At 63.2% G+C, this 24,033-nt stretch carries 21 protein-coding genes; 12 read left to right on the forward strand and 9 right to left on the reverse strand.

Annotated elements, in window-relative coordinates; all coding sequences use genetic code 11:
• Positions 1 to 160 precede the first annotated feature (160 nt).
• Together AWB79_RS30465 and AWB79_RS30470 are read left to right on the forward strand one after the other, a co-directional pair.
• A complete protein-coding gene (locus tag AWB79_RS30465) occupies positions 161 to 622 on the forward strand; it encodes a TadE/TadG family type IV pilus assembly protein (protein WP_061171162.1) in 462 nt (153 codons plus the stop codon).
• A gap of 40 nt (positions 623 to 662) precedes the next feature.
• Positions 663 to 1,748, forward strand: a complete 1,086-nt coding sequence (locus AWB79_RS30470; protein WP_063963587.1) for a TadG family pilus assembly protein — start codon at positions 663 to 665, stop codon at positions 1,746 to 1,748.
• 15 nt (positions 1,749 to 1,763) lie between these two features.
• Here the strand turns inward: AWB79_RS30470 and AWB79_RS30475 are convergent, their stop codons facing one another.
• The 3 genes from AWB79_RS30475 to AWB79_RS30485 form a co-directional block, all read right to left on the reverse strand.
• Positions 1,764 to 3,284, reverse strand: a complete 1,521-nt coding sequence (locus AWB79_RS30475; protein ID WP_061171163.1) for a glycosyltransferase family 39 protein — start codon at positions 3,282 to 3,284, stop codon at positions 1,764 to 1,766.
• 639 nt (positions 3,285 to 3,923) lie between these two features.
• Positions 3,924 to 5,180, reverse strand: coding sequence for a tetratricopeptide repeat protein (locus AWB79_RS30480; RefSeq protein ID WP_061171164.1), 1,257 nt, complete (start codon positions 5,178 to 5,180; stop codon positions 3,924 to 3,926).
• 17 nt (positions 5,181 to 5,197) lie between these two features.
• Positions 5,198 to 6,022, reverse strand: a complete 825-nt coding sequence (locus tag AWB79_RS30485; protein ID WP_061171165.1) for a class I SAM-dependent methyltransferase — start codon at positions 6,020 to 6,022, stop codon at positions 5,198 to 5,200.
• Between the two features lie 474 nt (positions 6,023 to 6,496).
• Between AWB79_RS30485 and AWB79_RS30490 the strand changes: the two genes are divergently transcribed.
• A complete protein-coding gene (locus AWB79_RS30490; RefSeq protein ID WP_061171166.1) occupies positions 6,497 to 7,762 on the forward strand; it encodes an MFS transporter in 1,266 nt (421 codons plus the stop codon).
• Between the two features lie 71 nt (positions 7,763 to 7,833).
• On the forward strand, positions 7,834 to 8,763 hold the full coding sequence (locus AWB79_RS30495; protein WP_061171167.1) for a LysR family transcriptional regulator: 930 nt from the start codon (positions 7,834 to 7,836) through the stop codon (positions 8,761 to 8,763).
• Between the two features lie 44 nt (positions 8,764 to 8,807).
• On the opposite strand, the gene AWB79_RS30500 is transcribed toward AWB79_RS30495, so the two are convergent.
• The 4 genes from AWB79_RS30500 to AWB79_RS30515 form a co-directional block, all read right to left on the reverse strand.
• Positions 8,808 to 9,749 carry an ABC transporter substrate-binding protein gene (locus tag AWB79_RS30500; RefSeq protein ID WP_061171168.1) on the reverse strand — a complete coding sequence of 314 codons (942 nt, stop codon included), beginning with the start codon at positions 9,747 to 9,749 and terminating at the stop codon, positions 8,808 to 8,810.
• Between the two features lie 66 nt (positions 9,750 to 9,815).
• Positions 9,816 to 10,844 (reverse strand): ABC transporter permease, encoded by a 1,029-nt coding sequence (locus AWB79_RS30505; protein WP_061171169.1) that lies wholly within the window; start codon positions 10,842 to 10,844, stop codon positions 9,816 to 9,818.
• Positions 10,845 to 10,878: 34 nt separating this feature from the next.
• Entirely contained in the window at positions 10,879 to 12,390 is a 1,512-nt protein-coding gene (locus tag AWB79_RS30510) for a sugar ABC transporter ATP-binding protein (protein ID WP_061171170.1), read from the reverse strand.
• Between the two features lie 53 nt (positions 12,391 to 12,443).
• Positions 12,444 to 13,184, reverse strand: a complete 741-nt coding sequence (locus tag AWB79_RS30515; RefSeq protein ID WP_061171171.1) for a GntR family transcriptional regulator — start codon at positions 13,182 to 13,184, stop codon at positions 12,444 to 12,446.
• Positions 13,185 to 13,354: 170 nt separating this feature from the next.
• Between AWB79_RS30515 and AWB79_RS30520 the strand changes: the two genes are divergently transcribed.
• Positions 13,355 to 14,665, forward strand: a complete 1,311-nt coding sequence (locus AWB79_RS30520) for an L-fuconate dehydratase (protein WP_061171203.1) — start codon at positions 13,355 to 13,357, stop codon at positions 14,663 to 14,665.
• Between the two features lie 6 nt (positions 14,666 to 14,671).
• On the opposite strand, the gene AWB79_RS30525 is transcribed toward AWB79_RS30520, so the two are convergent.
• Together AWB79_RS30525 and AWB79_RS30530 are read right to left on the reverse strand one after the other, a co-directional pair.
• A complete protein-coding gene (locus tag AWB79_RS30525; RefSeq protein ID WP_061171172.1) occupies positions 14,672 to 15,703 on the reverse strand; it encodes an SGNH/GDSL hydrolase family protein in 1,032 nt (343 codons plus the stop codon).
• A 141-nt stretch (positions 15,704 to 15,844) separates the two neighbouring features.
• Positions 15,845 to 16,870 carry a LacI family DNA-binding transcriptional regulator gene (locus AWB79_RS30530; protein WP_061171173.1) on the reverse strand — a complete coding sequence of 342 codons (1,026 nt, stop codon included), beginning with the start codon at positions 16,868 to 16,870 and terminating at the stop codon, positions 15,845 to 15,847.
• A 204-nt stretch (positions 16,871 to 17,074) separates the two neighbouring features.
• Here AWB79_RS30530 and AWB79_RS30535 point away from each other — a divergent pair, with 204 nt between their 5' ends.
• From AWB79_RS30535 to cuyB, 7 genes are all read left to right on the forward strand, one after another.
• Positions 17,075 to 17,995, forward strand: coding sequence for a phytanoyl-CoA dioxygenase family protein (locus tag AWB79_RS30535; protein WP_061171174.1), 921 nt, complete (start codon positions 17,075 to 17,077; stop codon positions 17,993 to 17,995).
• Positions 17,983 to 18,345: an IolE/MocC family protein gene (locus AWB79_RS40665; protein ID WP_232471065.1), complete on the forward strand. Its 363-nt coding sequence runs from the start codon at positions 17,983 to 17,985 to the stop codon at positions 18,343 to 18,345. Before AWB79_RS30535 ends, AWB79_RS40665 begins: the two co-directional genes overlap by 13 nt.
• Positions 18,294 to 18,617 (forward strand): hypothetical protein, encoded by a 324-nt coding sequence (locus tag AWB79_RS40670; protein ID WP_232471066.1) that lies wholly within the window; start codon positions 18,294 to 18,296, stop codon positions 18,615 to 18,617. The genes AWB79_RS40665 and AWB79_RS40670 overlap by 52 nt, the downstream gene beginning before the upstream one ends.
• 39 nt (positions 18,618 to 18,656) lie before the next feature.
• A complete protein-coding gene (locus AWB79_RS30545) occupies positions 18,657 to 19,958 on the forward strand; it encodes an MFS transporter (RefSeq protein ID WP_061171175.1) in 1,302 nt (433 codons plus the stop codon).
• 119 nt (positions 19,959 to 20,077) lie between these two features.
• On the forward strand, positions 20,078 to 21,001 hold the full coding sequence (locus tag AWB79_RS30550; RefSeq protein ID WP_061171176.1) for a LysR substrate-binding domain-containing protein: 924 nt from the start codon (positions 20,078 to 20,080) through the stop codon (positions 20,999 to 21,001).
• A 184-nt stretch (positions 21,002 to 21,185) separates the two neighbouring features.
• The gene (locus AWB79_RS30555; RefSeq protein WP_061171177.1) at positions 21,186 to 22,481 is read left to right on the forward strand and encodes a dicarboxylate/amino acid:cation symporter; all 1,296 of its coding nucleotides are present in this window, start codon (positions 21,186 to 21,188) and stop codon (positions 22,479 to 22,481) included.
• Positions 22,478 to 23,938, forward strand: coding sequence for a cysteate racemase (cuyB, locus tag AWB79_RS30560; protein WP_061171178.1), 1,461 nt, complete (start codon positions 22,478 to 22,480; stop codon positions 23,936 to 23,938). The genes AWB79_RS30555 and cuyB overlap by 4 nt, the downstream gene beginning before the upstream one ends.
• The last annotated feature ends 95 nt before the right edge of the window (positions 23,939 to 24,033 follow it).

A 24,033-nucleotide genomic window follows, 5' to 3' on the forward strand; every position in this document is an offset into this window, starting at 1 on the left:
CGTCACGTAAGCAGGAGCCAAGGTGAATGCCATCGACCATGCCGACGATCGCGCGCAAACGATTTACCGCAAGCGTTTAAGCGTTTCTTAAGGAGCCAGGCGCTAGCGTGCATTGCCTTCCGATGATTCCCGACGTCCCCGCAATACAAAAAAATAGAAAATGCATAAGTCCGTGTACGGCCCCATTGGACGCTCTCGCACGACCCGGCTGGCTGCGGGCACACAGCGGGGCAGCGTTACCCTCGAATTCGTGATTCTCCTGCCGTTCCTGATCATGGTGCTGGTCGGCATCTTCGACTTGAGCCTGATGATGTACGACAAGGCCGCACTCACAAGCGCCGCGCGCGTCGCGGCCAGAGCTGGCACCGTGATCAGCGTGCCGCCGCTGTCGACATCCCGAATCGCGGCGATCGCGGTCTCGAACGCAAGCGGCTCGCTCATCAGCGGCGGAACGAACAATCCGCCGACGGCTACCGCGACTGAACAAACCGACGCCACCTCCGGCAATACGCTCAAGGTCACGCTTTCCTATACGTACAGCGGCCTGCTCCTCGGGTCCGCGTTCAGCGCGCTGACCGGCCCCATCATGCTGAGCGCATCGGCCGTGATGATCAATCAATGAGTCGCCTGAAGACATGCGCCGCACACGTCATCTGAATTCAATGCGACAGGGATCGAACACGCTTCGGGTGCGCCGGTCGTCGGGACCTGGAACCATCCTGCGGCGTCAGCGTGGCGCGATTGCCTTGTCGATGCCCTTCATGCTGATCACCGCGCTGGCCGCGGGCGCATTCGCGGTGGACATCGGACATCTGTTTTACGTACGCACCGAGCTGCAAACCGCGGCCGATGCCGCCGCCCTCGCTGGCGCGGCCAAGTTGCTTCCCGGTAGCATTTCGGGACCGAACTGGAGCGCCGCGCAGCTTGCCGCCACGAACGCAATGGGCCTGAACAAGTCCGAAGGCGCGACGCTGCACGATGCGTCGGTGCAGGCCGGTTACTGGAATCTGACCGGCACGCCCGCGGTGATCGAGGCGACGACGATATTGCCAGGGAGCTATGACGCGCCGTCCGTCCAGGTCAGCGTATCGCGCGCGCCCGGACTGAACGGCGGTCCGGTCAGTTACTTTCTCGCGCCGCTTTTCGGCATGAACAACGGCCCGGTCAAGGCCACGGCGGTCGCGACGGTGTCGGCGCCCGGCTCGGTCGCGGCGGGCGGGCTCTTTCCGATGGAAATCGGCAGTTGCATCTACACCTATTACTGGGACGTGCGGACGGGCATGCCGCGCAACGATCCGGCCACGGGAGCGCCTTACACGGTGTATATCGGCGACGTCTCGAATCCGCTCACACAGGTCAACGGCTGCCAGACGGGCCAATGGACAGGTTTTCAAACCGGCGTGCAGAACGTGCCGGACGTGGAAGGGCTAATCGTTAGCGGCAATCCGCAGGCTTTGGGCATAGGCGACTCGATCTCGATCGCATCCGGCGACATGACGACGATCTATCCCTACGTCAGAAACAGATACAAGGCCGGGACCACCGTGGTCATGCCCGTCGTGTACGACGCGACGTCCTCGCCGCAGAACATCCTGGCGTTCACCGCATTCCACATCGATACGGCCTTGGGAGGCAGCTCCAAATACATCAAGGGCCATTTCGTCGGCGGCTATCCAATCACCACGGCGGGCAACGAGCAGGTCGGTCCCTACTACGGAGCCTACCTGCCTCCGCGTCTGGCGCGCTGATCGGCGCGCCGACACTCACTCGAACAGTTCCGGCCGGAGTTCCGGCGTGTGCTCGTCGTGCACTTGAACGGGCTTGCGCAGCGAGAGTATTTCGTTGCGAACCACTGAGTCGGGATCGAAGCCTCCGGCATTTCGCTGGATCAGCCAGACGCGTCCATGCGTGGCGATCGCGGCGCGGACCATGTCGCGATCCGCCGGAACGATCCCCGGCGCGGCGACATTGCTCAGATACGGCCGATCGAGTCCGATAGCGGGAAACGGCGAGGGCACCACGAGCACGTCGGGAAAGTCGCGGAACTGCTTTGCGTAGTACTGCACGGCTATATCCACTTCGTTCGGGCTGACGATCAGGAGATCGCCGCTGCGACGATTGTTTGCGACCTCGGCGACGCTCGCTCTGAAGTCCTCCGTTGCCCCGCGATATAGCTGCACCAGTTGCACACCGGAGAGCAGGAGCAGCAGCACGAGTACCGTGAGCCGGGTGCGACTGCGCGGCAACGCCCACGCGAGTCCGAGCGCCGTAAGGAACATCATCGGCGCGGCCATCCACACGAACAGCCGGTCCATGAAAATCGGCCGCACGAGACAACTGTAAGCGACGATGAAAGCGAAGGGCAGAAACAGCACCATTGCAAGAAACAAGGCCACCGGACGGCATGTGCGCCACAACGCGAGCCATGCTCCGGCGCACAGGATGAGCACAGGCAGCAGCGTCAGCCTGGCGCCCGCCGCGAGTGACCACGCCTTGAGAAAATCGATCCATTCGAGCTTGACCCAGAACGACGACTGCACATACTTCGTTGCGGCGATCAGGAAGCTCACATACGGCGACCACAACGCCAGAGCGACGACGAACGGCGCTCCGATCGTGAGCGCCGCCACGAGCCGGTTACCGCGCGCCCAGCACAGCACCGACACCAGCATTCCGAGGCCGATGAAGAACGCGACGAGCAAGCCCGTATTGTGCGACCACAAGGTCGCACTGACCGAGAGCGCAAGGCCGACGAGCGCGGGGCGATACAGGTCGCGTTCGCCGGTGCTGCCCGCGTCCGGTGCGCGATTCGCCGTGACATGCCTGAGCACGATCACCGCGCACAGCAGCGCGACGGCGACGGCCAGCGCTTCGAATGCATAGGGGCGGGCCAACTGGCCATACATGATGCTGCCTTTGTTCGTCGCAAGGAGAAGCCCTGCGATGAGGCCCACGCGATCGATCACCGGCCCGGCGCGCAGGAGCTTGCCGCTCACGGCGACGAGCAGCACTGTCGCCATGCTGACGATGACCGAGGGCACGCGAACGGCGACTTCCGAGTCGCCAAACCATCCTATCCATACCTTGAGCAAGGAGTAGTACATCGGAGGATGGATTTCGTACAGCGGCACGACATGCCAGAGTTCGTGCCACGGCCGCGCGGCGAACCAGACGCTATAAGCCTCGTCCATCTGCAACGAACGGCCTTGCAGCGTGATCAGTCGCAAGCCGAGCGCGACCACGAAGATCACGACGCAGATGCCCCAGAAGGTACGGCGCGACAAGGGCGTGCTCCCGCACAGCAAATCGTTCAGGAACGATCCGGCGTTTCCTGAAGAAACGAAAGAGTCCTGTGCAAGTTTCGTCGAACGCGGGGGGCTGGCGGATGGTCGCTCCATGAATGCTCCTCGGATGATTTCTCGGTCGATTTCTGAAGTGACCGCCTTCTTCGGGTGGCCGCGACGTCGAAAAAAGATTCGGACGAGGCAGCCGGATGCGGTCACGTGAAGCGCGGAAGAAGCGCCGTATCTGCGGCGTCGTCCGCAAGAATTCCCAGTTCCGGGGCGCGAAGCCTCGGACGCAGGCAAGTTCGTGATGTCTCAGGGCTCCGGGTGCCGGACGACGCGCTTGGCAGCAAGGTCGTACAACACCGCCTGAACTGAAAAGCAATGGGCCCGAATGGGTTGACTAGAGCTTAACCGCTTGCGCCGCTCTTCCCGCGACGAGCCATGCCAGCATGTTTCATGCAAGCAACGAGCAGTTCGGGCACTTTCGGCTCGGGACACCGAAATTTTAGGCAAACAGAAATGTCATGCAAGGGCTCTTTCCGCGAGACGCCCGCGCGATCTGATTCCGTGTTCTGCCCCTATCGGTCAAAGTTATCCGAAACGTAAGCTACATATCGGTAACCGCTTCTGCGGAGTTTATGCATGACGTTGACTAACCACGTCGGCCAATGCATTTCTTACATCGTCGATTACGCCTGCCCATCCCCGCGAATCTTGCCGAAAGAGATACATTCCTTCCGGATACCACGGTGAAGTGTTGCCATATCGATGCCAGCGCCAGTCCACGCCCCGGGCGGGCAGCATCAGCCAGCAGGCAATGCCAAGCGCGCCAGCGAGATGCGCGACGGCCGTATCCACGCAGATCACCAGATTGAGTTGCGCGACGATCGCGGCCGTGTCGCCGAAGTCCCGGATCTCGCGTCCGAGCCGCAGGATTGGCTGCAGCTTCTCGCGGCCTTCGGTTTCGGCCTCCGCCTGGTCCACCTGCAGACTGACGAAGCCAATGCCTGGCACCGACCATAACGGTAGCAGGTCCGCGAAATGGCCAACTGAACGGTGCAGGTCGTTGTCATGCAGCGGGTTGCCTTTCCAGACAAGTCCCACACGAAGAACATCGACTGGCAAGCGGGGCCGCCACGCATCGAGCCGATTGCCGAAGACGCCGAGATACGGCACTTTCGCGGGAATCGAATCTACTGTTGTGGCGAAGCGATAGGGGAGACTCAACAGCGGTGTCCAGTAGTCGTGCACCCGCAAAGCGTGCGGGTCCGTGATGACTTCATCGATGTTGCCAGTCGTGCGCGCCACCGGTGCGAGCGCAGGCTGGCAGGCCACCGTTACGAACGCGGCGCCGCGTTGCCGAAGCAGCGCGACATAGCGAAGAAACTGGATCGTGTCGCCGTAGCCCTGTTCGGTCAGCAGGAGGATCGACTTTCCGCGCAGGTCTTCTCCGGTCCACTTCGGAAATGAGGGAGAGCCAAACTCCCGAAATACGCTCGTCCGAGCTTCGTAATAGGACCAGCCCTCCGTGTAGTTTCCCGCGGCCAGCAAGAGCAGACCGAGATTGAATCGGGCGACGGCGAACTCGGGGCTGAGCCGGACTGCTGCGCGATACTCGGCCTCGGCGAGATCGTATTTCCCCGACGCTTCGAGCGCACCGGCGAGGTTGTTTCGAATCTCGGCCGAATCGGGGTGCTGTTCGAGCGCGAGACGGTAGTGTTCGGTCGCTTCATGAAAGCGGCCGGCCACCCGCAACAGGTTGGCCAGGTTGTTGTGAGCGATTCCATCTCGCTCATCGAGTTCGATCGATCGACGCAGCTGGCTTTCGGCGGTCGGATAATCCCTTTTCCTGTACGCCTTCCATGCGGCCTCAACGAGTTTTCGATTCTTCATCTAAACGGCTTTCTGTGTCATCGGGGGCTTGCGACGCAAACGTGCGCCTGGATCGTTCCTTCGATCGGTCCTGAGCCGAATCGATCGGTGAGCGCTGCGGTGCTCGCCTTCGTGGCTCGCGGCAAGGCATCGGAACCATGCGCCTCGATTTCGAGACGCAGTGGCGTGCCCTGACAGTAAGCGATGGCGGCAATGTTCGGCGTGTCCGAACGGCTCACCAGGCTCATTGTTTCAAGCAGGATCTGCCCGCCGAAGCCGCCTGAACGCAGGTCGCGCTCGATCAGCCGAAGGTCATGGTATCCGTGCGCGATGCGCTTCATGAACGTGGGCGGGTCGGTGAGAAAGACGCTCGCCAGCGCGTTCGTCACCACATGAGCGAACGCGTTGTCCTCGATCCGGTCCCACACGTTGAAGATGAAGACCCCGCGCGGGCTCAGGACGCGTTTTATCTCCTCGAAAGCTTTCGCTTTTTCGGGGAAGAACATGACGCCGAACTGGCAGACAACAACATCGAATTGCGCATCGGCGAAAGGCAAGTGCGTGGCATCGGCTTGCTGCCAATGAACCGGACGCGCCGTTCCTACCGACTGTGCGCGGGCGAGCATCGCCGGATTGAGGTCGGTGGAGACAATCGTCGCGGATTCGCCAACGAGCTTCGCGAGCGCGCGCGTGACGACGCCCGTTCCAGCGGCTACCTCGAGCACGCGTTCCGGCCGAAGCGACGCGACACGGCGAGCGATGTCTTGCGCATACGCTTCGAAGATCAGCGGCACCATGTGCGTGTCGTAAAGCTCGGGGATCGAACCGGCGAACTGCTGATCCGGATTGCGGATTTCGTTCATCTCGTTCCCCCGTCGAAGGAACACTGAGGACAATGACACACCGCGTACATGACCCTCGCTTATGCATCAGCAGTGTACGCGAACCCAATACGGTTATCGCGCCGACCACTTATGCCGATGCCGCGACGATGCTGAAGCAGTCGCTCGCCGCTCTGCCGAATATACCTGCGGCATAACCTGCAAAAGCAGATGAACATTCCGCCTGAGATCAAGGAAGGCTTGTGGCATTACTACCCGGTGTGAGGAAGAGCCCGAATCCGCACAATCCCTAGTGCCTGCATGGAGCGCTCGAACGCCGGTGTGAATCCCGGCGCAAGCCCTTGTCCCATGCGCTTCCCGCCTCATTGTTTGCATTTGGCGAATGACGCATTCGCCGCTTCCGCCGTTCTGTTCGACACGCGCCTGAGTCACGCTCTGCTTCGTCGACGTCGCCCCAAGCGCGGACGTCGCCGATTCTGACTCAGGAGACGAAGGATGAAATCGAACCGGTGGGATACGTCCTACGAATGGAAAGCCGTGACGCTGCTGGCGCTCGGATTCGGTCTGGTGGGCCTCGATCGGTGGCTGATCGCACCGCTCTTCCCATCGATCATGAAAGACCTGCATCTGACCGCGCAGGATGTCGGCAACTGCATCGGCATACTCGGGTTATCGTGGGGCGTTTTCGCCGCGCTGATGGGTGGCATCTCGGACAGGATCGGGCGTCGCAAGGTGCTGATTCCCGCGATCATCGCGTTCTCGCTGCTTTCCGGTTTCTCGGGCGTCGCGGGCGGACTGGCCAGCCTGCTCGCCGTGCGCGCGCTGATGGGCGTCGCCGAAGGCTCGTTCTGTCCGACCAGCTTCGCCGCGACCGCCGACGCCTCGCATCCGAAACGGCGCGGCTTCAATCTCGGGTTGCAGCAAAGCGGCTTCGCGCTATTCGGGCTCGCGCTTGCGCCGATCATCGCGACGCAACTGCTCGGCGTCGTGTCCTGGCGCTGGGTGTTCGCGCTGGTTTCCGTTCCCGGTCTGATCCTTGGCCTGCTGATGTACTTCGTGATTCGCGAACCGCGCCCGGCCGATGAGCCAGCCGTGGCCGCCCGCCAGGCGCGGCACGAACGCGGCCACTGGCGCGACGTGTTCAAGAGCCGCAACATTCCCGTCGCCATGGCCGCGCTGTTCTGCGCGATGACGGGCGTCTTCGTGCTCGGCGCGATGCTGCCGCTCTATCTCACCGATTACCTCGCGCTCGACACGCAGCGCATGGGCGTCGTCGTGTCGGCGATCGGCTTCGGCGGCTTCGTCGGTCAGTTCGGCTTGCCTGGGCTTTCCGATCTCGTCGGCCGCCGTCTGGCGAGCATCGCCGGATTCGCGGGAACGGCCGTCATGCTGTATGTGTTTCGCGGTCTGGGCGCGCAGCCGCTCGCCCTGTTCGTGGTGTTGTTCGTCGCGTCGTTCTTTACGCTCGGTCTCGTTTCGCTGCTCTCGGGACCCGTTGCGACCGAGGCGGCGCCCATCGGCATGGTGTCGACCGCGATCGGTATCGTGGTGGGCGCGGGCGAAATCTTCGGTGGCGGCGTGGCGCCTGCCATAGCCGGCTTCGTCGCGACACGTTTCGGTATCCAGAATATTCTATGGCTGCCGATCGTCGCGGTGCTGCTCGGTATCGGCGTGAGTCTGCTGCTCGAAGAGACCGCGCCCGCCAGAGTGCGCCGCGATGCACGCGCGGTCGAACTCACCGGAAGCGAGCAGCCTGAATAAGCGCATGCGCGAGGAGACCACGCGCCGCAGCGGATACACTGACATGCTGGATGAGACCGAAAGGGACCGGCATGGATCGTTTTCTCAGCATCGAGGCGTTCGTGCGCGTGGCGGAAACCAGCAGCTTCGCGGAAGCGGCGCGGCAGCTCGGCGTCACCAGTTCGGTCGTGACCACGCGCATCCAGCAACTGGAGAAGTTCCTGAACGTGCCGCTGTTTCATCGCAGCACGCGGCACGTGAGGCTTTCGGATGTCGGCGAAGCCTTCTATCGCGAATGCGCTGAAGTGGTGGGGCGCGTCAACGAACTGACGGACCAGATGCGCGAGTTGCGCGCGACGCCTACCGGGCGGCTGCGCATCCAGATGTTGCCGGGCTTCGCACTCGGGCACTTCGGCGCGTCGCTGGCCGAGTTCAACCGGCGCTATCCCGGCATTCAGCTCGACGTGATCGTCAATGACCGTGTCGTCGATCCGATCGAAGAAGGCTTCGATGTCGCGTTTCAAATCTTCCCGGCGATCTCCGAGACATTGATCGAGAGGCGTCTGTTCATCGTGCGGCGCCTGTTCTGCGCCGCGCCTTCCTATCTGCGGGAACATGGCGCGCCACGGCATCCGCGCGATCTGCTCGCGCACACGACGGCGCTCTACTCGGGCTATCCGTCGCGCAATCGCTGGACGCTGACGCGCGGCGACGAGATCGTGGAAATGGAATTGCCCGGCATCATCCGGTCCAATTCAGTGCATTTGCTGCGCGACTATGCGCTGACCGGCGGCGGCGTGGTGTGCCTGCCGACGCTGGTGGCGAGCGACGCGTTGCTCGACGGCTCGCTCGTGCCGGTCCTGTCCGACTACGCGCTTTCGCCGATGCACTTCGCGGCCGTTTATCCCGCGACGCAACGACAAGGACTCAAGGTGAAGGCGCTGGTCGAGTTTCTGGCGGAGCGGCTGGGCCCGGAACCCGCGTGGGACGTGCCGCTCATCGAAAGGGGCTGGGTGAAGTAGAGGAAGCGCGCACGCTTCCTCCAGCTCGTGCGTAACGAGCGCGATCAGTCGTACAGCACTGCCTTGATCTTCGGATCGTCCATGTTGCTCTTGTCGTACCAGTAGAAGCCGGTATCGACCTTCTTCGGCAGCTTCTCGCCGTGCAGGGCCTTCACGGCCGAATCGACCACGCACTTGCCGATGCCCACCGGATTCTGCGTGATCGCGCCCGCCATCAGGCCCGACATGATGTCGTCCTTTTGCTCCTTGCCCGAGTCGTAGCCGATCAGCACGAGCTTCTTGCCCGATTCCTTCACGCCGATCGCCGCGCCTTCCGCCGAGCCTTCGTTGGCGCCGAAGATGCCCTTGATGTTCGGGTTGGCCTGAATCATCGCCTTGGCGATTTCAGCCGACTTCAGGTGATCGCCGCCACCGTATTGTACGGACACGATCTTGACGTTCGGATGCTTGGACTTCATCTGGTTGAGAAAGCCGTCGCGCCGGTCGATGCCGGTGCGGCTCGTCTGGTCGTGCACGATCACGCCCACTTCGCCCGCGTTGCCGATCGCGTCGGCCATCTTGTCGGCGGCGAGCGCGGCGGCGGCGAGATTGTCGGTGGCGCAGGTGGTGAGCGGAATGTCGCTGTCCACGCCCGAGTCGAATGCGATGATCGGAATCTTTTGACTCTGCGCGCGCTTGAGCAGCGGAATCGCGGCCTTGCTGTCGAGCGCGGCGATACCAATGGCCTGCGGCTTCTTCGCGAGCGCGGCCGAAAGCATGTCGATCTGCTTATCGACCATCGCTTCGGTTTCGGGGCCTTCGAAGGTCACGCGCACCTTCTGCTCTTTCGCGGCCTGATCCGCGCCCGCTTTCACGGCCTGCCAGAACTGATGCTGGAAGCCCTTCGATATCAGCGGAATATACGGCTCGTCCGCATACGTGACACCCGACGCGCCCAGCAGCGCGCTCGCGCCGATCAGCGCGCCGATGATTCTTCTTTTCAGCATGGTGGATCTCCTCCTGAGGTTGGGTGCTCCCTTTGTTGATCTGGCCTGCATGCGCCGATGCGCCGATTAGCTGCTCTTCTTGCGCCGCAGGATATCCGCGTACACCGCGAGAATGATGATTGCGCCCGTCACGACGATCTGCCATTCCTGAGCGACCGACATGATGCGCAAGCCATTGGTCAGCACGCTCATGATGAACGCGCCGATGATGGTGCCGAGTATCGTGCCCGAGCCGCCCGAGAGCGACGTGCCGCCGATCACGACCGCCGCGATGGCGTCGAGCTCATAACCTTGTCCGAGCGCGGGCTGCGCCGAGTTCAGGCGCGACGCGATCAACAGACCCGCGATGCCGCAGATCGCGCCGCCGAGCCCGTAGATGGCGATCTTCCAGCGATCGACGTTCACACCCGACAGACGCACCGCTTCCTCGTTGCTGCCGAGCGCGAACGTATAGCGGCCCAGCGCCGTGCGATTGAGCGTGATGGAACTGACGATGGCGAGCGCAAAGAGAATCAGCACTGCGTTCGGAATCGGCACGCTCGGCAGGAAATAGCCGATCAGCGAGTCCTGCGAGATCATGTAGAAGTTCTCGGTGTCGGTGAAATAGATCGGCTTGTCAGACGAGACCACGAGCGACAAACCCTTCAGCAGCATCATCATGCCGAGCGTCGCGATGAACGGCGGGATCTTCATCTTCGCGGTCAGCGTGCCCGAGATCGTGCCGCAGAGCGCGCCGGTGACGATCGCCGCGATCACGCCGATCCACATCGGCAAATGCCAGTAAGTGAGGAACACGCCGCAGATGACGGCGGTGAAGGTCATCAGCGTGCCCACCGACAAGTCGATGCCGCCCGTGATGATGACGAAAGTCGCCGCGATCGCGAGCACGCCATTCACCGCCGTGGCTTGCAGGATGCCGAGGAAGTTGTCCATCTGCATGAAGGCGGGCGATGCGAAGCTGAAGAACACCAGCAGCAGGATCAGGCTCGCGAACGCCAGCAGCTTCTGCAGCGCGGTCGGCGAAAAGACGCGCGCGCGCAGGCCGTTGGTGCGTCTTTGATTGGCGAGCGGCGCGGTTTCCGTGGGTTGTGTCATGGGTTCGGCCTTATGTGTCGGATGATCTCGCGGCTCATGCCGCTTTCAGGGATTCGCGCCGCGTCGCGAGCTGCATGATGCGCTCCTGCGTCGCTTCGCTCGATGACAGCTCGCCGGTGATGCGCCCCTCGCACATCACGACGATGCGATCGCTCATGCGCAGCACTTCCGGCAGCTCGGATGAAATCATCACGATGGCCTTGCCTTGTTGAGCGAGCGAACGCAACAGCTTGTAGATTTCGCTTTTCGCGCCGACATCGATTCCGCGTGTCGGCTCGTCGAAGAACAGCACGTCGCAGTCGCGCTCCAGCCATTTCGCGATGACGATCTTCTGCTGGTTGCCGCCCGAAAGCAGACGCGCGGGCTGCGTGGGCGAGGGCGTGCGAATGGCGAGCAGCTTGATGAAGTGCGCTGCCGTCTTGCGGATCTTCGCGCGGCGCAGGAACATGCCGGCCGAAAGAAACTTGCCGAGATTCGACATCACGATGTTCGACTCGACGTCCATGCCCGTCGCCAGGCCGAAGCGCTTGCGGTCTTCCGACAGATAGCCGATGCCGCGCTTCACCGCATCGCTGGGCTTTTTGATCGACGCCTTCGCGCCGTTCACGACTATCTCGCCCGACTGCACCGGATCGGCGCCGAACACCGCGCGCGCGACTTCCGTGCGTCCTGCGCCCATGAGTCCCGCGAAGCCGAGAATCTCGCCTTTATGCAGCTTGAAACTCACGTCGCGCACGAGCGGCCCGGCGTTGAGATGACGCACTTCGAGCGCGACCTCGCCCTGATGCGCGCCACCCAGAAACGACGTGAGATCGGTGAGCGTTCTGCCGACCATCATGCCGATGATGGTCTCCACGCTGGTCTCGTGCGTATTCACGGTGGCGACGTATTCGCCGTCGCGCATCACGGTGACGCGGTCGGAAATCTGCTTGAGCTCATCCATCTTGTGCGAGATGTAGACGATGCCGACGCCGCGTTCCTTCAGTTGCCGGATGATGCGGAACAGCTCGGCGATTTCCGCGTCGTTGAGCGCGGAAGTGGGTTCGTCCATGATGAGCACGCGCGAATCGAAGGACAGCGCCTTGGCAATTTCGACCATCTGCTGGCTCGCCACCGTGAGCGTGCCGACGGTCGTGCGCGGATCGAGATTCACATGCATGCGGGCGAGAATTTCGCGCGCCGCGTCGTTGAGCTTGTCCTCGTCGAGCAGCAGACCCATGAGCTTGCGCGGCTCGCGGCCGATGAAGATGTTCTGCGCGACGCTCAGATGATTCATCAGCTGCAATTCCTGATGAATGATGCCGATGCCCAGGCCTTGAGCCTCGCGCGGACTCGTGAAATCGACCGGTTTGCCGTCGAACAGCATCTCGCCGGAATCGCGCGTGTAGACGCCCGCGAGAATTTTCATGAGCGTGGACTTGCCCGCGCCGTTTTCGCCCATCAATGCATGGACTTCGCCCGGCATGATGTCGAAGCGCACTTCATGCAGCGCGCGCACGCCGGGAAAGCTCTTGCTCAACTGACTGACGGAGATGAGGGGTGTCATGGAGGTGGCATGAAATCCTGAGTCATGGGGGTCCTGCATGCATGCGGGGACGGTTAGGGCGCGAAGAGATCGGGCCGTTCATGCGCCGAGCGCCGCAATTCCGCGACCACCTGATCGAGATGATCGTGCATCGTCTTGGCGGCGAGATCCGCATTGCCGCTGCGGATGGCGTCGAAGATGCGCTCGTGTTCGTCGAGCGTATGGACGAGGCGTTCGGGGCTGGCGAGAAGCTGGCGCGCGCGATCGAGCGCGCTGCGCGACACCGCGACGATTTCCTTCACGCGCGGCAGGTTGATCGCATCGAGAAGAATCTCGTGGAAGGCCAGGTCGAGCCCATGAAACGCGAGGCGCTGGCCGGTCTTCAGGGTCATGCGCTGCTGATCGAGATTGAGCGCGAGCGCCTCGAGCGTCGCCGGGTCACGCAGTCGCGCGACGCCGCGCACGGTCTCGACTTCGAGCGCGCTGCGGATGAACAGATGCTGATGTATGTCTTCGAGCGCGATGGGCTTCACGCGCGTGCCGCGCTGCGGCAAGACTTCGACGAGACCCGCATGCGCGAGCCGCGCCAGCGCGGCAGAGACCGGAAAGCGCGATACGCCCATGCGTTCGCACACGGCGAGCTTGTCGATCATCATTCCGGGTTCGAGCGCCAGCGTCACGATGGCTTCCCTCAATGCCGCCTCGACCGCATCGGTCAGGCTGCCGCGCTCGCCGCTTCTGATTTTGTGCAGCGCGTCATAGGGACTGCCAACGGTGGTCGTCGCTGCGGTCGTCGTATCAGGAGATGTACTCACGCGCTTGATTTCCGATCAGGATGCTAGCATGCTAGAAAGCGCATTCAACGTTGTCAACGCGTGCAAATGCCTAGTCGAATATGTGGGACGCGTTGATGATTCATCGAGCTTTCATCAGCTTTCTTCCGCGAGATTTTCAGTCGATCGACAACGCTTCGGAGGGCGTTCAGATGACCACGATTACCAGGCTGTCCGTCCGGGACATTCGCTTTCCCACCTCACGTTCGCTCGATGGCTCCGACGCCATGAACGCAGCGCCGGATTATTCGGCCACCTATGTCACGCTCGAAACCGACTCACCCGAAGGTCTCACGGGCCATGGCCTGACCTTCACCATCGGCCGTGGCAACGAGATATGCGTGGCCGCGGTGAACGCGCTCGCGCCGCTCATCGTCGGCAAGAAGCTCGGCGATATCACCGCGAACATGGGCGCGTTCTGGCGCGCGTTCACATCGGATAGCCAGTTGCGCTGGATCGGCCCGGACAAGGGCGCGATCCATCTCGCGACCGCCGCGGTCGTGAACGCGGCGTGGGACCTGTGGGCCAAGTCGGAAGGCAAGCCGGTGTGGAAGCTGCTCGTCGACATGACGCCCGAAGAGCTGGTGCGCTGTCTCGACTTCCGTTACGTGACCGATGCGATCACGCCATACGAAGCCATCGCGTTGCTCAAGCGTCATGAAAAGACGCGCGGCGAGCGCGAGAAGGAAATGCTGGAGCGCGGTTATCCGGGCTACACGACTTCAGCGGGCTGGCTCGGCTACGACGACGACAAGATCCGCCGTCTCGCGCGTGAGGGCGTGGCGCAGGGATGGACGCACTTCAAGCAGAAGGTCGGCGGCAATCTCGAAGAAGACGTGCGGCGCGCGCGCATCTTGCGCGAAGAGATCGGCGAGAACTCGAAGCTGATGATGGACGCGAATCAGGTCTGGGACGTCGATGAAGCCGTGACGAACATGCGCCGTCTCGCGGAGTTCAATCCGTGGTGGATCGAGGAGCCGACGAGCCCGGATGACGTGCTCGGCCACGCGGCGATCCGCAAGCGGCTCAGCCCGATGATCGGTGTCGCGACGGGCGAGCACTGTCAGAACCGCGTGATGTTCAAGCAACTGCTGCAGGCCGAGGCCATCGACTTCTGCCAGATCGACAGTTGCCGTCTCGGTGGCCTCAACGAAGTGATCATCGTGCTGCTGATGGCGGCGAAGTTCGGCGTGCCGGTGTGTCCGCATGCCGGCGGCGTCGGGCTATGCGAGTACGTGCAGCATATTTCCATCTTCGACTATGTGTGCGTGTCGGCGTCGCTGGAAAATCGCGTGCTCGAATATGTCGATCATCTGCATGAGCATTTCCTCGATCCGGTCGTGATCCGAAACGGACGATACATGCCGCCGCAGAAACCCGGCTACAGCATCGAGATGAAAGCGGCCTCGCTCGACAAACACTGGTTCCCCGACGGGGAGGCCTGGACGAGCCGACAGAACTGATCTGCGTCAGTGCCCGAGCCCGCTCGCCGCGATCTGCTGCTCCACGTATTGCGCGAACAGCGCGTGCATGCGCGTGGTCGGATGCAGCTCGTCGGCGAACATGTAGGTCTGGTCCGCATTCGACGATACATAAGTGGCCGGCGAGCACAGCAAGGAAGTGTCGTGCGGTGTCTTCGACGGATCGCAGGCCTGCGCGGTATTGGACACCGCAAACCCGTTGGCCTGATAGTTCGCGATGGTCTGCGTCGTCCACGCATACGAATCGACGACGATCACCTTGCCCTGCACGCCGTTGGTCTGCAACGCTGCGTTCAGCGTCGCGTTGAAGAGTTGCGATAGCTGCGTGAAGTTCGCGCCGTGGTCGCTTTGTCCGATGCCATCGGGCGAGAGTCCGATGTTCGGCACGTTGACGACCACGACATGCGCAGCCCCGTTCTGCACGATGCGCGCGACGAGTTGCGCGAGCGTGTTGGCCGCGGCCTGCACGGTCGCATTGGCGGCGGGCGGGCTGCCTGCGCGCAGCACGTCGTTCGCGCCGGCCCAGACGAGCACCAGTTGCCCCGCATTGAAGCTGCCGTGCGCCGAAAGGTAGCTGTCGATCTGCTGCGTGACCGGCATCTCGATGTTGCCGATCACGTCCGTCAGATACTGGTACTGGTTGGCCGGCGTGGCCACCGTGGAGCCGCCCTGCGCGTAGCCCAGGCCGTTCTGCGGCTTCAGTTCGTGGCCGAGATCGATCGTGAATGCCGCAGTGAGCGTGTCGCCGTAGTACTGCGCGACGTTTTGCGCCCAGACCTGACCGGGATTCGTCGTGAAGCGCCCGCCGCCGACCGCGCTCGCGACCGGCGCGTAGGTTCCGACATCCGAGAGACTGTCGCCGAACGCGACCACCTGCAAATGCACGCCGCCCGCCGGCGCGGACGCGTTGTTGCCGCCCGAGTCGCTGCTGCCGCCACCGCCGCCGCACGCGGTAAGCAATGCAAACAGCACGGCAGAAATTGCTCTTCGCACCCCGGGTCTCGATCCGTTGTCACGCATGACTCCTCCGTCCTTCCGTGGGCCAATCGGCTTGTCAAGGCGGGTTCGCTCCCGGTGGCTCGTCGCCATTCGCGGACGGACTCGCGGCCTGGTTCAAGCGCAAGCAAGAAAGATGCGCCGCGAGATGACGGAAAGCCGCTCTTAAGTGCTGCCGCGCTCCACGAGCGTAAAGCCGAGGTCGATGCGCGGGTCGGCCGGACGCTTGCCATCGAGAAAATCCAGCAGCATCGCGCCGGCGAGCTTGCCGATTTCCAGCGACGGAACGCGGATCGTCGTGATGCCGGGATGCGTCGCCGCGGCGATCGGCAGATCGACGAAACCCATCAGCGCGATATCTTGCGGCACGCGAATGCCGCGCCGCTGACATTCGAACAGCACGCCCGCCGCGAGCATGTCGCTGGAGCAGAACAGGGCATCGAGGTTCGGGCGGCGTTCGAGCAGTTCGGCGAGGAGTTGCGGCGCGTCGTTGATGCCGGACGGCCGGTCCAGCATGACCGCTTCGATCTTCGGCAGCGCGCTTTGCTTCGCGCCTTCGCGCAAGCCCTGCAAGCGCTGGGACGAGCGGACATCGACACTGCCCAGATAGCCGATCTGACGACGACCCTTGCCCGCGAAATAGCGCGCCACGGCCGCGCCCGCTTCCCGGTGCGAGAAGCCGATGCGCATGTCGATCTGATCGTTTGACGTGTCCCACGCCTCAATCACGGGCACGCCGCAGCGCCGGATGCGGTTCACGAGAGCGGCGGGCGCGGACGTGCGTATCAGCATGATGCCGTCCACGCGCCGTCCGACGAAGGCGTCGAACAGGCGCAGCTCTTCGGCCGGATCGTAGTTCGACTGGCCGAGCAGCAACTGGTAGCCGTTGAGCGCGAGCGCCTGTGAGAGCCCGCTGATGGTGTCCGAGAAGAACGGATGCTCGATGGTGGGAATCACCGCGCCGACGATGCGCGACTTGTTCGACGCGAGGCTTCCCGCGTTGAGGTTCTGCACGTAGCCCAGCCGTTCGATGGCGGCGTGCACCGCGGCGAGCGACTCGGGCGAGACGAGTTCGGGCTGGTTCAGCGCGCGCGATACCGTCATGCGGCCGACCCTGGCTTCGCGCGCGACGTCTTCCATCGTCGGGCGGGGGAGCAGGGTGCTTTCGGGCGCGGTGTCGCTTTTTTTCATGATCCTGAACTCAGGCGAAGACTAGGGAAAACGCTCGGGCGAGAACAGAAAAAGCTCGCTTGACACTCCGAACGATACACTTTACTTTTAATGGGAGCGCGCACATCGCGGGAAAATTGTGATGTGACGCGGAAATCAGATGTGAACCACGCATGAGGGCGTGAGCGAATGGGAGCGCTCCCATAGGGTAAAGGAGATAGAAACGTGCTGACGAAGGAGCAGGTGGAGCAATACAGGAACGACGGCTATGTGGTCGTCACCGATGTCTTCAGCGATGACCTTGTGCAGCGGATGCGCCGCGTGACCGACGAACTCGTCGAGCGCTCGCGTTCGATCACGGCATCGAACGATGTGTTCGATCTCGCGCCGTCGCACAGCGCCGAACGCCCGCGCGTGAGGCGCATCAAGGACCCGATCAAGGTCGATCCGGTGTTCATGGAGGCGCTCACGCATCCGGCGCTGATCGCCGCATTGAAGAGCCTCCTCGGGCCGAATCTGCGCGTGCGCAACACGAAGCTCAACCTGAAGGAGGCGCACGTAGGCGATCCCGTCGAATGGCATCAGGACTGGGCTTTCTATCCGCACACCAACGAAGACGTGCTCGCGGTGGGCGTGATGCTCGACGATTGCGAAATTGAAAACGGCCCGCTGCTCGTGCTGCCGGGAAGTCACAAGGGCCGTGTCTGGAGCCATCATACGGACGGCTATTTCTGCGGCGCAATGGACCCCACGGCCTGCGATGTCGACTTCGCGCAGGCAATTCCATGCACCGGCCGTGCAGGTTCGTTCTCGATCCATCATGCGCGGACCATTCACGGTTCCGCGGAAAACACGTCGAACCATCCGCGCCGGCTGCTGCTGTACGAAGTCGCCGCCGCCGACGCCTGGCCGCTGCTCGACGGTCCCGGACAGGGCAGGACGCTCGAAGCGTTCAACGAACGGATCATTGCGGGAGAGCCGACCATCATCCCGCGCGTGGAGCCGGTGCCGGTGATCATGCCGCTGCCGCCCGCGCCGAAGCAGGGATCGATCTACGAGAACCAGACCTCGCTGAAGAACCGCTTCTTCGCGACGACGGCGACGGCCAACGCCGCGACGATGCAGGAGCGTTCATGCAGCAACTGAAGGTTTATCAGTCGCTGTGGGCGATGGAGCGTCGTCGCCCGGACGGACTGGAATGGCCGCTCGACGAGCAGTTGCGCATGATCCGCGACGCGGGTTTCGATGGCGCGGGCGTGCGTTTTTTCGACTACGCGTTCGCGCGCGACGTCACGCGCACGCTGAAGGAATACGGGCTGACATGGCAGGCGCAGTGCTATCCGAAGACCGTCGATGAACTGAAGCCGATCATCGAGCACGTGCAGGAGCTCGGCGCCGATCACATCAATCTTCAACCGGACGTCCGGCCGTACTCGATCGAGGAATGCACATCCGCCGCATTCTCGACAACAGCTGGGGCTTTCACGGCCGCGTAGCCAGCCGCGAACAGATTCAGCTGCAAATCAGTTTCCCGCATCACCGCGAATGGCTGGAGCTTTTTCTCGCGTGGTGGAAGTACGGCTTCGCGAGCTGGCGGCAGCGCGCGCCGGATGACGGCGTGCTGACGTTTCTCTGCGAACTCGGCCCGAAGGAATACGCGATGACCGATCGCCACGGCTACGAGCTTTCGGACCGATGGGAAGAGGCGTTGATGCTGAAGGACCTGATCAGAGGCGTCTGGGCCGATCTCGACGCGCATTCATCGTAGTCACATCGATAAACATATGAGACACACAGGAGACGAAGCATGGAGGAAGCAGGCTTTGCGAAAGTGAATTCGTCCGGCTCCGCGCGCTGGATCAGGATCGTGCTCGTGATCTTCCTGATGTACACGATCTCGTACTTCGACCGGACCAACATCGGACTCGCGCTGCCGTCGATCCGTCGCGACCTCGGCATCGACGCGGCGCATGCGGGTCTGGTGGGCGGCATCTTCTTCTGGGGCTATGTCATCACCTTTCTTGCCGGTGGCTGGCTCGTGTCCCGCTATGGCGCGCGCCGCGTCGTCATGGTGAGTCTCATCTGCTGGGGCGCGGCCGCCATGGCGACGGGTCTCGTGCGCAACTTCGAGGAACTGCTCGCGGTGCGGCTCGTATTGGGCGTCGCCGAAGGTCCGGTGTGGGCGGCGGCTTCGAGCCTGACGGCCGCGTGGTTCGTGCGGGCGGAGCGCGGCAAGGCGTTCGGCCTGTGGGTGATCAGCTCGCCCCTGGGCGCGTTGCTGGCTGGGCCGGTCTCGGGCTTTCTGCTCGCCCATCACGACTGGCGCGTGATGATGGTCGTGGAAGGCTTGCCCGCGTGGATCTGGGCGGTCGTGTGGTGGTCGACCATTCCGAAGAGCATCCACTCCGCGCGCTGGCTCTCCGAAGAACAGAAGCGCGGCCTGACCCGCGCGCTCGCCGAGGAACAAGCATCGTTCGAAGGCGTGACCTCGCATTCGGGCATTCGCCGCGTCATCTCGCTCAGGGCGACGTGGTTCCTTGCCGGCGGCTTTTCGCTCATCAATCTCGTGGTCTATGGTTTCATGCTGTGGCTGCCCACGTCCATCGCGGCTTCGCAGAAGCTCGGGCCGGAGGCGGTCGGGTTATTGTCGGCGCTGCCGTGGGCAGCGTGCATAGTCGGCATTCTGGTCGCGACGCGCAGTTCCGACCGCCATCAGGAGCGTCGGTTGCACGCGGGTGTGCCGATACTCGTCGCGGGCTTGCTGTTGCTGATCGCGGCGAACGTGCCGCCGGCGTCGCTCGCGTTGCGCATGACACTGTTCACCGCGATGGGCTTCTTCCTCGAAATGTTCCTGCCGCTCATCTTCACCTATGTGACGGAGTTGCTTCCCGCAGCGGATGCGATCGTCGGCACGGCGCTGATCGGTGCGATCGGCAATCTCGTCGGCGGATTTATCGGGCCGGTGCTGGTCGGCCTGCTGTCCGGCAAGGGCAGCGACTTCCAGCTGGCGTTTTCCGTGCTGGCCTGCTGCGGGTTGACGGGCGGCGTGCTGATCCTGTGTGCAAGGCCGCATCGCGAGGAAGTCGGGGAAGCGGTGGTCGCGAGATAGATGGATGCAGCCCGTGCCATCCGCGCACGTGCAGGGCGGCGACTCCTGTCGCGCCCGGCGTAGAATCTCCGCTCACCGTGGCGAGCCGGATCGCCACGGGGCGGACCGACGGATGGCACATGGAAATCAAGTGGATCGAAGACTTCATCGCGCTGGCCCGTTATCAGAGCTTTTCGCGCGCGGCGGAGTTTCGCAACGTCACGCAGTCCGGCTTCAGCAGGCGCATTCAGTCGCTGGAGCAATGGGTCGGCGCCGATCTCGTCGACCGCAGCGGCTTTCCGCCGACGCTCACGCCAGCGGGTCAGTTGTTTCGCGACGCCGCCGAGGACATCCTCGACAAGCTGTTCGACACGCGCGCCATCATTCGCACCGAGCAGCGCATCGCGGGCAAGAGCCTGCAGATCGCGGCGGGCCACACCATCGCACTCAACTTCCTGCCTGCCTGGTTGCGCACGCTCTCCGCTCATATCGGCGAAGTGCGCGCGCGGGTGATTCCGGCGAACGTCCACGATTCGATCCTGATGCTCGTCAACGGCAACTGCGAACTGATGCTCGCCTATCACCATCCGCAGTTGCCGCTGCATCTCGATCCGGCGAAGTACGAGTACGTGACCGTTGGCGTCGATACCTTCATGCCGGTCTGCAAACCGAATCAGCGGCTCGCGCCGGCGTACCGCCTGCCCGGCGCGCCGGCGCATCCGATGTCGTTCATCGCTTACACGGAGACGAGCTATTTCGGGCGCTGCCTTGCGCTCGTGATGGAGCACACGAAGCAATCGAAGCAAGCGCCCGCGCTGCGACTGCACTATGAATCCGACATGGCGGAAGTCGTGAAGAAGCTGGTTCTCGAAGGCGAGGGCATTGCGTGGCTGCCGAAGAGTTCGATCGCAGCGGAGCTCGATGCCGGCGATCTCGTGGCCGCCGGCGGCGCCGACTGGCAACTCGCGCTCGAGTTGCGCGTGTACCGCGATCTCGGCAATCGCAGCGAGCTGCTGGAAACGCTATGGCGCCATCTGCGCGCCGCATCCGGTGCGGCCGGATAGGGTTATCCCGCGCTATGCGAAACTTGCATAGCCATATGCAGCACTGGCATTCACGTTTTTTCTGCTTTCCCTAAGATTCCGTCCTGAACTCGAAAACGCGGCGCTCCGATTCCCGGCGCGCCCGCCATACCCGAGCGCGCGCCGGTCGTCCGACCGTTCGTGCGCCATCCCTGGACGGAGACACATGAAGAATCGGCTCACCTTTTATATCCTCGCCGGCATGGCGCTCGGCGTGGCTGTCGGCTATGTCTGTCATCGCACGGCTGCGGACGCCGCGCACGCCAAGGTCATCGCGGGCTACTTCTCCATCATTACGGATATCTTTCTGCGGCTCGTGAAGATGATCATCGCGCCGCTGGTCTTCGCCACGCTGGTTTCGGGACTCGCGGGCATGGAAGGCACGAGCGACGTGCGCCGGATCGGCCTGCGCTCCATCGCATGGTTCCTGTGCGCGTCGCTGTTTTCGCTCGCGCTCGCACTTCTGCTCGCCAATCTTCTGCAGCCCGGCGCGGGCCTGCACATGACGCAGACGAGCGCCGATGTCGCCACCGGCCTCAACACGTCGGGCCTCAATTTCAAGGACTTCGTGACGCACGCATTCCCCACGAGCATCCTCGATGCGATGGCGCGCAACGACATCCTGCAGATCCTCGTCTTTTCCGTGATGTTCGGGATCGTGCTCAGCGTGATCAAGTCCGACCCGCGCGTCGCGCCGCTGATCGCGGGCGTAGAGGGACTCGTCCCCGCCATGCTGAAGCTGACGGACTATGTGATGCGGCTCGCGCCGCTGGGCGTGTTCGGCGCGCTCGCCTCCGCCATCACGGTGCACGGGCTCGATGTGCTCACCACTTACGGCAAGCTCGTCGCGAGTTTCTATACGGGGCTCGCGCTGTTGTGGGCCGCGCTGATCCTCGCCGGCTACGCGTTCCTCGGCAAGCCGGTGTGGACCTTGCTCAAGGCGATCCGCGAGCCCGCGATGCTGGCCTTCTCCACCGCGAGCAGCGAGGCCGCCTATCCGCGACTGACTGAAAAGCTGGAGGAATTCGGCGTCGACAAGAAAGTGGTCGGCTTCACCTTGCCGCTCGGCTATGCATTCAATCTCGACGGCTCGATGATGTACCAGGCCTTCGCCGCGATCTTCATCGCGCAGGCCTTCGGCATCGACATGCCGCTCGGCACGCAGATCGTGATGCTGCTCGTGCTGATGGTGAGCAGCAAGGGTATGGCCGGCGTCGCGCGCGGCTCGGTGGTGGTGGTCGCCGCCGTGGCGCCGATGTTCCATCTGCCGCCGTCGGGCGTGGTGCTGGTGCTGGCCATCGACCAGATTCTCGACATGGGGCGCACCGCGACCAATGTGATCGGCAACAGCATCGCGACGGCGGCCATCGCGAAGTGGGAAGTGAAACGTGTCGCGCGGCAGGAGCGCCGCGCCGCGATGAGCACGCCTTCGTTCGGTCAGCTGGAAGGCGAAACCAAATGAAGACCGCGGACGCCACGGGCGCGCGCAAATTCGGCGTGGTCGGCGGACTCGGGCCGCTCGCGAGCGCGGACGTGTTCTTCAAGCTGATCAAGTCGACACCCGCCACGCGCGACGCCGAGCACTTCGATGCGATCTTCGAGCAGCAGCCGTTCCGCAGCGCGGATGCCGACAGCGAGACGCTCACGCAGCGCAAGCTGTATATCTTCGATCTGATCAGCAGCTTCGAGAAGCGTGGCGTCACGACGGTCGTGCTGCCGTGCTTTCTCAGTCATACCTTCATCGACGAGTTGAAGGCGAATGCGCCGCTGCAGATCGTCGATATGGTCGAGGCGGTACGCAGTCACGTGCGCAGGAAGTTTCCGGCGGTGCGCCGCGTGGGCGTGCTCGCGTCGGCGCATACGCGGCGCAGGCAGTTGTTCGAGAAGTATTTCGCGTCGCCGGAATTCGAAGTGATCCATCCGCGCGCGAATGCCGACGGCGTCGATCTCGTCACCGAGGCCATATACGGCGCGGACGGCGTGAAGAGCGGCAACCTGCGCGGCCGTCCGGTCGAGTTGTTGCGCGCGGCATGCGAGGACCTGATCGCGCAGGGCGCCAATGTGATCGTGCCGGGGCTCACGGAGATCGCGCTCGTAGCCGACGAGCTGGGCGCGTTGCGCGTGCCGCTCGTCGATTCGAATCTCGCCTATGCGCAATACGTGGTGTCCGGCCAGTACGAGTCGCCCGAGACGATCTTCAAGGTCGGCGTGGTGGGCGGCGTCGGGCCGGCGGCGACGGTGGACTTCATTCACAAGATCGTGCGCGCCACGCCCGCGCGGCGCGATCAGGACCATATCAAGCTGCTGGTCGAACAGAACCCGCAGATTCCCGACCGCACGGAGAACCTCGTCGGCAACGGCCCCGATCCGACGATCTCGCTCTATGCGACCTGCAAGAAGCTCGAAGCCGGCGGCGCGGACCTGATCGCGATTCCCTGCAATACGGCCCATGCTTTCGTCGAGCGCATTCAGCCGTATCTCGGCATACCCATCGTCAACATGCTGACGACGACGGTGCGCTTTCTGCGCGAGACGTTTCCATCGCTGCGCGACGTGGGCGTGCTCGCAACGTCCGGTACGCTCGCGAGCGGCGTCTATGAGAAGGCGCTCGAATCGCAAGGTTTGCGGCAGGTCGTCCCCGGCCCGGCCCTGCAGGCGCGCGTGATGGAAGCCATCTACGGCACGGAAGGCGTGAAGGCCGGATTCACGTCGGGCCGGTGTCAGGAGGATATCGGCGCGGCCATCGAGGGGCTCATCGCGCAGGGCGTCGAAGTCGTCATTCTCGGCTGCACGGAGTTGCCGCTGCTGCTGCGCGATACGCATTTCACCGGCGTGAATGGCACGCGCGTGAGCGTGGTCGATCCGACCGACGTGCTCGCGAAGCAATGCGTGGCGTACGCCACTTCACCACCGCAGTAACCCAACCGCATCAAACCAACCCAACGCGACGGACCGGCACACACGATGTGTGCCGGATGACCCGGTTCGCCTGTCGATTTCAGAACTTGAGAGGA

Origin of the sequence: Caballeronia hypogeia (genome assembly GCF_001544875.2) — a bacterium.
GTDB classification, from domain to species: Bacteria; Pseudomonadota; Gammaproteobacteria; order Burkholderiales; family Burkholderiaceae; genus Caballeronia; species Caballeronia hypogeia.

Bases quoted from the DNA above. Each gene is read 5' to 3' on its own strand.
- AWB79_RS30525 (WP_061171172.1), bottom strand. From the start codon at position 15,703: ATGCGTGACAACGGATCGAGACCCGGGGTGCGAAGAGCAATTTCTGCC.
- cuyB (WP_061171178.1), top strand. From the start codon at position 22,478: ATGAAGACCGCGGACGCCACGGGCGCGCGCAAATTCGGCGTGGTCGGC.
- AWB79_RS30485 (WP_061171165.1), bottom strand. From the start codon at position 6,022: ATGAACGAAATCCGCAATCCGGATCAGCAGTTCGCCGGTTCGATCCCC.
- AWB79_RS30505 (WP_061171169.1), bottom strand. From the start codon at position 10,844: ATGACACAACCCACGGAAACCGCGCCGCTCGCCAATCAAAGACGCACC.
- AWB79_RS40665 (WP_232471065.1), top strand. From the start codon at position 17,983: ATGCAGCAACTGAAGGTTTATCAGTCGCTGTGGGCGATGGAGCGTCGT.
- AWB79_RS30510 (WP_061171170.1), bottom strand. From the start codon at position 12,390: ATGACACCCCTCATCTCCGTCAGTCAGTTGAGCAAGAGCTTTCCCGGC.
- AWB79_RS30465 (WP_061171162.1), top strand. From the start codon at position 161: ATGCATAAGTCCGTGTACGGCCCCATTGGACGCTCTCGCACGACCCGG.
- AWB79_RS30555 (WP_061171177.1), top strand. From the start codon at position 21,186: ATGAAGAATCGGCTCACCTTTTATATCCTCGCCGGCATGGCGCTCGGC.
- AWB79_RS30550 (WP_061171176.1), top strand. From the start codon at position 20,078: ATGGAAATCAAGTGGATCGAAGACTTCATCGCGCTGGCCCGTTATCAG.
- AWB79_RS30520 (WP_061171203.1), top strand. From the start codon at position 13,355: ATGACCACGATTACCAGGCTGTCCGTCCGGGACATTCGCTTTCCCACC.
- AWB79_RS40670 (WP_232471066.1), top strand. From the start codon at position 18,294: ATGCACATCCGCCGCATTCTCGACAACAGCTGGGGCTTTCACGGCCGC.
- AWB79_RS30500 (WP_061171168.1), bottom strand. From the start codon at position 9,749: ATGCTGAAAAGAAGAATCATCGGCGCGCTGATCGGCGCGAGCGCGCTG.
- AWB79_RS30490 (WP_061171166.1), top strand. From the start codon at position 6,497: ATGAAATCGAACCGGTGGGATACGTCCTACGAATGGAAAGCCGTGACG.
- AWB79_RS30530 (WP_061171173.1), bottom strand. From the start codon at position 16,870: ATGAAAAAAAGCGACACCGCGCCCGAAAGCACCCTGCTCCCCCGCCCG.
- AWB79_RS30495 (WP_061171167.1), top strand. From the start codon at position 7,834: ATGGATCGTTTTCTCAGCATCGAGGCGTTCGTGCGCGTGGCGGAAACC.
- AWB79_RS30545 (WP_061171175.1), top strand. From the start codon at position 18,657: ATGGAGGAAGCAGGCTTTGCGAAAGTGAATTCGTCCGGCTCCGCGCGC.
- AWB79_RS30470 (WP_063963587.1), top strand. From the start codon at position 663: ATGCGACAGGGATCGAACACGCTTCGGGTGCGCCGGTCGTCGGGACCT.
- AWB79_RS30480 (WP_061171164.1), bottom strand. From the start codon at position 5,180: ATGAAGAATCGAAAACTCGTTGAGGCCGCATGGAAGGCGTACAGGAAA.